Source organism: Frankia sp. AiPa1, from assembly GCF_023243075.1.
In the GTDB taxonomy this organism is placed as follows: Bacteria; Actinomycetota; Actinomycetes; order Frankiales; family Frankiaceae; genus Frankia.
This window is the reverse complement of record NZ_JALKFZ020000056.1, coordinates 1-8,262: the sequence shown is the minus strand read 5'-3', so window position 1 is coordinate 8,262 and position 8,262 is coordinate 1. Positions and strand designations below refer to the sequence as shown.

The 8,262-nt window shown below is 70.1% G+C and carries 7 protein-coding genes; 3 read left to right on the top strand and 4 right to left on the bottom strand.

Annotated elements, in window-relative coordinates:
* Nucleotides 1-129 precede the first annotated feature (129 nt).
* The 3 genes from MXD95_RS06895 to MXD95_RS06885 form a co-directional block, all read right to left on the bottom strand.
* A complete protein-coding gene (locus tag MXD95_RS06895; protein WP_250639704.1) occupies nt 130-1,719 on the bottom strand; it encodes an ABC transporter substrate-binding protein in 1,590 nt (529 codons plus the stop codon).
* Between the two features lie 670 nt (nt 1,720-2,389).
* Complete coding sequence (locus MXD95_RS06890; protein ID WP_308301458.1) at nt 2,390-3,412, bottom strand: class II aldolase/adducin family protein; 1,023 nt, start codon at nt 3,410-3,412, stop codon at nt 2,390-2,392.
* Nucleotides 3,413-3,417: 5 nt separating this feature from the next.
* Nucleotides 3,418-4,245 (bottom strand): peroxiredoxin-like family protein, encoded by an 828-nt coding sequence (locus tag MXD95_RS06885; RefSeq protein ID WP_250639703.1) that lies wholly within the window; start codon nt 4,243-4,245, stop codon nt 3,418-3,420.
* Between the two features lie 998 nt (nt 4,246-5,243).
* Between MXD95_RS06885 and MXD95_RS06880 the strand changes: the two genes are divergently transcribed.
* Together MXD95_RS06880 and MXD95_RS06875 are read left to right on the top strand one after the other, a co-directional pair.
* Complete coding sequence (locus tag MXD95_RS06880) at nt 5,244-6,122, top strand: SDR family NAD(P)-dependent oxidoreductase (protein WP_308301457.1); 879 nt, start codon at nt 5,244-5,246, stop codon at nt 6,120-6,122.
* A 127-nt stretch (nt 6,123-6,249) separates the two neighbouring features.
* Complete coding sequence (locus MXD95_RS06875) at nt 6,250-7,113, top strand: TauD/TfdA dioxygenase family protein (RefSeq protein ID WP_250639702.1); 864 nt, start codon at nt 6,250-6,252, stop codon at nt 7,111-7,113.
* Here MXD95_RS06875 and MXD95_RS06870 read toward each other — a convergent pair.
* Nucleotides 7,079-7,351: a type II toxin-antitoxin system RelE family toxin gene (locus MXD95_RS06870; RefSeq protein WP_250639706.1), complete on the bottom strand. Its 273-nt coding sequence runs from the start codon at nt 7,349-7,351 to the stop codon at nt 7,079-7,081. The two genes, MXD95_RS06875 and MXD95_RS06870, sit on opposite strands and share 35 nt — an antisense overlap.
* Before the next feature lie 476 nt (nt 7,352-7,827).
* On the opposite strand from MXD95_RS06870, the gene MXD95_RS06865 reads away from it, so the two are divergent.
* On the top strand, nt 7,828-8,262 hold a 435-nt coding region (locus tag MXD95_RS06865), incomplete at its 3' end, for an SAM-dependent methyltransferase (protein WP_374121981.1).

Here is an 8,262-nt window from a genome sequence, read left to right as displayed (position 1 = left end):
CCCCCCCCCCCCCCCCCCCCCCCCCCCCCCCCCCCCCCCCCCCCCCCCCCCCCCCCCCCCCCCCCCCCCCCCCCCCGTCCCCCCCCCCCCCCCCCCCCCCCCCCCCCCCCCCCCCCCCCGATCCCGGGGTCAGCTCACCCGGACGCCCTCGAAACGCTGCACGACGAGGTAGCTGCCGAGCGCCGAGACGCTCTTCTTACGGGCGAGGATGCGTGGCTGGGTGTACAGGAAGATGTTCGGCATCTTCTCGACCGCGATCTTCGTGGCCGCCTGCAGCGCCGTGGGGTAGGACGGGTCGTCCAGCGGGGTCTCGCGCACCCTGTTCAGGGCCGCGCTCAGTTCGGGCGGCGTCTTGCGGCCGGGATTCATCAGACCCGCGGTGCCGAAGAGCACCTGGAAGGCCTGGACGGCCGAGTCCCGCCCGGCGAATCCGTCCACCGCGAAGGCCTTGGAATGCTGGATGTACATGAGCTGAGTGGCCTGCGCAGCGGGAATCGTGTCGATGGTGATCTTCACGCCGACCTTCGCCAGCTGCGCCTGGACCTGCTCGGCCAGGGCCGTCGTCGTCCCGGTGGTGGTGAGCGGGACCTCCAGGCCGGTGGCGTGGCCGGCCTCGGCGAGCAGCTTCTTCGCCTTCTCCGGGTCGTACGGGAACGCGTTCTCCACGTCCGGGCTGTGGCCGACGTATCCCGGCGGGAAAGGCTGGTAGTTGACCACGCCGTAGCCGAAGGTCTGGGTCTTCGCCAGCGCGCTGCGGTCAATGGCGTGCTTGAATGCCTCGACCACCCGCGGGTCGTCGAACGGCTTCATCGCGTTGTTCACGTCGAGCACCGTGGTGACCAGTGAGGGAATGATCTGTACCTCGAGGCCCGCCGATTTCGCCGCGGAGACCTGGCTGGCCGGAATCTGGGCGACGTCGAGACGTCCCGACTGTAGCGAGGCGATGGCCGTGGCCGCTTCCGGCGCCGGATATAGCTCGAAGGCGTCGAGGCGAATGTTGGCGTTGTCCCAGTAGCCGGGGAACCGGACCAGGTTCGCCGACTGGTTCGGTACGTAGGCGGTGAGTCGGAACGGTCCGGCGCCGACCGGTTTCGTCGCGAGGCCCTTCGAGTCCTTCTCGAACGCGGTGGGGCTCACGATCATGCCGGTCTTTCCGGCGAGCAGGCTCGGAATCTGGTAGTTGACGTCCGACAGCTTGAGGGTGACGGTGCGGGCCTTGTCGTCCGCGGTGATCGCCTGGACGTCGACCAGTTGCGCCGCGACGAGCGAGCCGGCGAAGTCACGGCCACGCTCGAGGCTCTTGCGCACGGCGGTCGCGTTCAGCGGCGTTCCGTCGCTGAAGGTGAGGCCGGCGCGGATCACAAAGATGATCTGATTGCCCGCGGAGTTGTACTTCCACGACTCGGCCAGGGCTGGAACCGGATTGCCCTTCTCGTCCAGCTTGGTCAACGCCGCGTAGGCCAGTGACAAAGCGTGAACATCCCAGCCCGCCGACGAGGTCACGGGATCCCAGGAGGTGACCTCCGACCAGCCCCATCGCAGTGTCCCGCCCTTACCACCTCCGGCCGCGACCCCGGAGCCGCTTCCCCCGCCGCAGGCGGCGAGCAGCAGGGACGAGCCGGCGAGCGCGCCGAGGCCGAGGAAACCACGGCGGCCCATCGCCAACGAGTCGCCGGGGCGACCGGGTGCGATCGATTCGGCTCGTAGATGTGCGTTCACGGGGAACGGTCTTCCTTTCAGGAACGGGAAATCTCGGCGGGTGGCAGCAAAAGGGCATGCGGAAAGCGGGTGGAGCCCTCGAGGCCGCGGGCGGTCGGCATCGACCGGTCTCCCGGGGCATCGGGCCGGGCCGCACCCGACTAGGCTCGCGCGGATCGTTTGCTCAGGGTCTGGGGGCAGGGCGATGGCATGCTTTCGCCCACCTGCGCCGCCGGGAAGGCGAGGCAGGTGGCGCTGAGCGGGCTCGTGCTACGGAAGGGAAATGTTTGTGGCACGAAATAAAACCAGTAGGTGTGCCCACCGGACCAGCGTGGTGGAACCGGAAGTGCGGGACCGGAACGGCGAAAGGGTCAGCGACAGAGAGCGCTGGATGTCCGCCTGTAGTCCACGTAGCGGCATGCCACGGGGAGGAATCTCGACCGCATGCGTGAACAATGCCCGACAGTCGACAGGTTCGTCAACATCCGGTCGTGGGCGGCGCCCGGCGCCGACGATGTTCCGGCCCGATCCGCGGTGTACGGCCGAATCGCACGTGTTTCGCCGTGATGCGTAGGGTTTTGAGGGTGTGTCGCGGTCCCGTCGGGCACTCGATGGTGACCGTGGTGGCCGGTGGCCACTGCCATACGTGACCGTTTTGAGGTGATCAATAGTGACGAATGTCACCTGATGGTCAGCTGAGCAGGTCGGGCTGCTCCTCGACGATGATCTCGTACAGGGCGTCGAAGGCCCAGCGGGCGCCGTCGTTGTCCCGTCCGCCCTGCCCGGCGGTGTGGCTGGCGGTCTCCTGATCCAGCAGGATCAGCGGGCCGGCCGCGGCCGCCACGAGCTGGGTCCGGGCGGCGCGCTCGGCCGCGATGAAGCGGTACGCGGCCGCCTCGACGCTGGCGCCGACGGTGAGCAGGCCATGGTTGCGCAGGATCACCAGCTTGTGCGGCCCGAGCGCTTCAGCGATCTTGTCCCCTTCGTCCTCGGTGAGCACGACCCCGTTGTACTCGGTGAACACCGAGTGGTGGCCGTAGAAGGCGAGGACGTCCTGGGAGATCGGGTGCAGCGGCTCGCCGAGGGCGGACAGGGCGCGCCCGTAGGGCGAGTGGACGTGCGCGGCGCCGATCACGTCGGGCCGGGCCGCGTGAATGCGGGAGTGGATGGCGAAAGCGGAGGTGTTCAGCGGCGGCTGCCCCTCGACGATCTGCCCGTGGGAGTTGACCAGAAGCAGGTTCGAGACCGTGATCCGGCTGAAGTCGAGGCCGAACCGGTTCACCCAGAAATGGTCGGTGAGTTCGGGGTCGCGCGCGGTGATGTGGCCGGACAGGCCCTCGGCCAGACCGAGCTTGGCGAAGATCCGGTAGGCCGCGGCCAGCTTGCGCTTGCGGTGCAGCCGCTCCTCCTCCACCGAGCGCACCGGCACCGGCCGCGGCCACTGCCCGCCCTCGGCGGGGGAGACCAGGCCACTCCAGCCACTCCCGCTCGTCTCCTCGGCCGGCTCATGGCCCGACCCGAGAATGAGCGCGCTCGGCTCGTCGCCCGGGGTCTGCGCGAGGGGTACCGCGGTGCTGTCCGGAACTGCGGTGCTGTCCGGAACTGCGGTGCCGGCGGGAACCGTGGTGCTGTCGGGAGCGGCGGCGCTGGGAACGGGCGCGCTGGTGGCCGGAGCGGGGGAGGCGAGGGTCGACGTGTCGGCGGGCAGTGGCATCGTGATCAGCGTCCTTCCGTGGCGGCGCTCGCCTGGTCGGCGAGCGGGGTCGTGCGCGGCGTGGTGATCGACGGGCCTTCGGCGCGCAGCCCGCGTACCGCCGCGAGGATGTCCGCGGACTCCGCGCGCACCATCCAGTTGGGCTGCACGTCGGCGAACCGGACGGTCCGGTTCTGGTCGATCACGACGGCGGTCGGGTAGGGCAGCACCCACTCGCCGGTGCCGAGGATCTCGCCAAGATCGATGCCTTGCTGGCGCGAGGCCTCGCGTTCCGTTGGCGTCGGAGCGAAGCCGATGCCGAAGCGGTCGATCAGGGCATGGCCGGGGTCGCTGGCGACGACGAAGTCGAGTCCGTGGCGTTCCTGAACCCGGGACAGCAGCGTGGAGACCTGGGGGCTGATCGCCGCGAGGGTCGCGCCCAGCTTCCGCAGGGCCGGTGCCAGGGTCGCCTGATAGGCGCGCAGGGCGGTGTTGCACGCGGGGCAGGACTCGAACCGGAAGAACAGCAGCACCGCGGGCCCGCGCGTGAGCAGGTCGGCGAGCCTGGTCGTCCCACCGCCCGCGGTGGGCAGCGCGAACGGCGCCACCACGTCACCGACCGCCACGAACCGCGCCGGATCCGCCTGCGTCACGAGCAGGTGGCGACGCTCGGCGTGCGCCCGCAGCTGCTCGGGCGGCCACTGCGCATCCCGGGTGGCCTGCAGCTCGGACATGAAATCCCCGACGGTCCGTGGCGCTGTCCGGGTCTGGCTCACGAGGTTGTTTCCCTTCGATCCGCCGGCGGTGCCGGTGACGGGAGTCCTCTCCAGCGGAGCGGACGTGAAAACGGACATCGGTGTGTGCTGGACATCGGTGTGTGCTGGTCGGCGGTGGAGGCATGCCCGACTGCGGCACCTGACCGACGCCGGCACCTGACCGACGCCCGCGCCGCACGCCGCGGGAATTGTTACCACTATGTGGCCAGATGGCTGCGGGTATCGAGTCCGCCGGCGGGGTATCCGGCCGCCGGATCGCGCCGTATCCGACTGCTGGAAGGTCTCGGGTGAACCGCCCCAAACGCACGGGCGCATCGCGACTCTGCGGCAGGACCGAATCTGTTGTCAAGCCGTTCTTGGCCGGAATAGAACGTCGCCCACCGCCGTTTTCGCGAGCGCTTGCGCAACTGTCTGTGATTGCCGCGCGTCAGATCATAGGGTGATGCGTGTCACATCTAATCTGGACTTGACCGATCGAGAAAGTGTGGTCATGTTTGGGGGGTGTTGAGGATCGCCCACCTGGTCACCCGCCAGCACATCGACCTGCTGCGCGTCATCTCCGCGAGCTGTCCCGGCTGCTGATCGCGGGCTGGTTGGGCTGGCCCGTGCCCGGTGCGTCGGCCACCCGGATGCCGGTCGGGCCGCGCATGCGCAGCGTACCGGTGTGGGCACCGGGCCGAAGCGGGTCGGTCTGTGCATTCCCTGCGGTTCTTTTTCCGATTCGTGATACCCGATACCTGATTCCCGCCGTCTCGCTGTCATTCATGGCCGGTATCGGTGCGGTGGCACCGCGTAATTCGCCGGATGTCGGCTGTGCTGCGGCGCCCGGTTCGTTTCGCTGGGATCCCTGATCGCCGAGATCCTGATGCGGGTGCCCCCCCGCATCAGGAAACTGCCGGAGCAGCCGAGGGCAGCCGGAGCCGGCCCGGCGGTGTGGCCGGTCGGTGTTTCCTGGCCATCATGGTGCGATCCCGAGAGGGCGTTCTGATCGTCTCGGAGTCCGGTTTCCGGCTGTGCCCGGAGCGTCGGCCCGGTAGTAGACCTCGTGCACGTCACACGCGTCATACGGAGTCATCGTGGATCTTCAGCTTGCCGGTAGGCGGGCAATAGTCACCGGAGGCAGTCGGGGCATCGGGCGCGCGATCGCCCGTGCGCTGCTCGCCGAGGGTGTGCGGGTCGTCATCGCGGCCAGGGACGCCGACGTGCTCAAGGCGGCGGCCACCGAGCTCGCCGCGGGCGTTGGCCCCCGGGCCGGAGCCGACGCTCCCACCGGAGCCGGGTCCGCGGCGCGGGTGGAGCAGCCAGACGGCGCCGGTGCGCACAGCGTGGCAGGTGGTCTCGGCCACACGGTGATACCCGTGGTCACCGACACCGGCGATGACGCGTCGGTCCGGGAGCTGGTGGAGCGGACCGTGGCCGAACTCGGCGGGGTCGACATCCTCGTCAACAACGCGGCGCGGCCCGGCGGCGCCGGGGCCGGCGGCACGGGGACCAGCTCGCTGTCCACCGCGGACGCCGCCGCCGACTTCAACGTCAAGGTCCTCGGCTACCTGCGCACCGCCCAGGCGGTCACGCCGCACTTCGCCGCGCAGGGCTGGGGCCGGATCATCAACATCGGCGGACTGGCCGCCCGTCAGGTGGGGCTCGTCTCCGGATCGATCCGCAACGTCGGCGTCGCGGCGCTCACGAAGACCCTCGCGGATGAGCTCGGCGCGCATGGCGTGACCGTCAACGTGGTGCATCCCGGCCTGACCCTCACCGCCGAGGACAACGGCACCGTCGTGCTCTCCGACGAGCGGATCCAGGCGGCATCCGCCAGCGTCGCGCTCGGCCGGGCCGTCACGGCCGACGAGGTCGCCGCGGTCGTCACCTTCCTCGCCTCGCCCCTGTCGGTCGCCGTCACCGGCGAGTCGATCGCCGCCGGCGGCGGCACCCTCGGCCCCATCCACTACTGACCGACCGCCGCCGCACGGCCACGGCCGCATTGCCGCACGACCCAGCCGCAGGACCACCGCCGCAGGACCACTGCGGCACGACCCTGACCGCCCCGTCGCCTGCCGACCCCGTGAGAGGAACCGCCTCGTGACCACCATCGTGGACAGCCCCGTCACGTCATCGCTGGACATTCGCCCGCTGCAGCCGACCATCGGCGCGGAGATCGGCGGCGTGGACATCTCCCAGCCGCTGGAGCCCGCCGTCCGTGACGAGATCCGGGCCGCGCTGCTGCGGCACAAGGTCGTCTTCTTCCGCGACCAGGAGCTGACCCAGCAGACACACGAGTCGTTCGCCCGCGAGTTCGGCCCGCTCTACACCCATCCGGGTGCGGCGAAGTCCGACCCGAGTCGTAGCGCCATCCACCGGATCGCGGCCGAGGACCTGAAGAAGTACGAGAAGTCCCACCAGCCGCAGCCCGGCGACGACGTCTGGGACGCCTACCACACCGACACCAGTTGGCGGCTCGTCCCCACGTGGGGTGCGGTGCTGCGGGCGGTCGTCCTGCCCGAGGTCGGCGGGGACACCGTGTGGGTGGACGCCGCGCTCGCCTACGAGAAGCTGGACGACGAGGTGAAGGCACGTCTCGAGGGCCGCCACGTCACCCACGACTACCGGTCGGCGCTGCAGGTGACCGGGTTCGACTACCCGATCGTCGCGCACCCGGTCGTGCGGACGCACCGCGAGACCGGAGAGAAGAACGTCTGGGTGAACTTCACCCAGCGTCCGACGATCATCGGCCTCGACCGGGCGGAGAGCCGTGAGCTGCTCTCCGCCGTGATCGACCAGTACCGCCGCCCCGAGAACCAGGTGCGCTTCTCCTGGCGGCCGGGCTCGGTCGCGTTCTGGGACAACCGCGCGACCGTCCACTACGCCGTGCGCAACTACGGCTCGACCCCCCGTCTGCTTGAGCGCATCCTCATCGCCGACGAGCCCCAGTACACCGACCTGTAGCCACAGCGCCGCGTCGCCCGGCCGCGGCCCTCGCCCTGGCCGGGTCCGGCCCTCCACCTGGGGCCTCGCCGCTCAGCGCGCGGTACGCGTCGGCGCGGTGCTCCACGGCGGTCGCGAGAACGACGCGGTTCTCGTCGTCGATCTCATCAAGCACCCGGTACATGCCTCGCCGCGCCGACCAGATGCCGGCATAGGGCGGGTAGAGGAGACGCTTGCCGAGCCTGTGCGGGTTTTCCAGGAGCGTCGCGGTGATGAACTCGTGTACGGCCGCGGCGACCTTTCCGGGAGACGTCCAGCAGGAGTGCGTGCCGCCGGACCGGTGATCTCCAGGCGGTAGGCCTGGTGGTGCCTGGCGTCATGGCGAGCGCCTCCTGGCACCCGGCGCGGAGCGCTTGGCCATGAGCGCCGCCAGGTCCTCGGCGTCAAGGACGTCACCGGCCTCGACGGCGGCGCGGGACTCGGCCGACTGCCGCATGGTCTCGCGGCGTGAAGTTAGGGCGGAACTCGCGGGCTCCCCTCGGCCTTGGCGGCAGTCGGCGCGACAACGGGGGAGCGGGAGCATCAGGCCTGTCGGCGGTGTCCACTGGATGCCATATCGCTGGCGTGATTGACCGAGTCGTGAAATGTGACCAACTCGGAGGCGGACCGGATACGACCCGGTACGTTATGGCACAGCGCATCCGGCGGGCGGTGCGCTGGCGCGAAGGGGGAGTCGTGACTGACGGCGGCGTGCGGGCGGCGAGGGATCCCGAGATCGTCGGGCGGGCGACCCCAGGCCTTGACCTGCGGACCGACATCCCCCACTCGGCGCGGGTCTACGACTACATCATCGGCGGCAAGGAGAACTTCCCGGCTGACCGGGCGGCGGCGGACAAGACGATCGAAGAGTGGCCGAACCTGCCGACGTCCATGCGGACCAACCGGCGGTTCATGGCGCGGCTGAGCCGGGTGCTGGCCGCCGAGTACGGATTCCGCCAGTTCCTGGACATCGGCACCGGCCTGCCCACGCCGCCGAACCTGCACGAGGTCGTCCAGGAGGTCGCGCCGGAGTCGCGCGTCGTTTATGTGGACAATGACCCCATCGTGCTCGTTCACGCCCGCGCGCTGCTGTCCAGCACTCCGCAGGGGCGCACCGCCTACGTGGACGCG